1 protein-coding gene is annotated in these 242 nt (G+C 55.0%); it reads right to left on the bottom strand.

All coding sequences use genetic code 11. From position 1 onward, the window contains the following. The coding region (locus L9G74_RS21820) for a hypothetical protein (RefSeq protein ID WP_238898977.1) at positions 1–242 on the bottom strand (242 nt) is incomplete at both ends.

Raw genomic sequence — 242 nt, 5'->3', positions numbered from 1 at the left:
AGGCTCGGTGAATTTGCGCAAAGCGTTGGCAAGGTACTGTAGCTGATGGACGCCGTCCTCTGGGGTCTGCGCGATGCCGGTGACGAGCTCAATGGTATTGTCGAGGAATTCGCCAGTGATGTGTGCACCCTTGTGTTTACCGTTTTCGGTGGATTCGGGGTCGAGCAGGTATGGCGCATTTTCATTAACGAGTTCAAAGACTTCTTGTGCTCGGGACGCTAGTTCGCGGGTTTCGCGGTCGA

Origin of the sequence: Shewanella electrica (genome assembly GCF_022321485.1) — a bacterium.
In the GTDB taxonomy this organism is placed as follows: Bacteria; Pseudomonadota; Gammaproteobacteria; order Enterobacterales; family Shewanellaceae; genus Shewanella; species Shewanella electrica.
The sequence above is the reverse complement of the archived record's forward strand: the minus strand, read 5'-3'. Positions and strand labels throughout refer to the sequence as shown.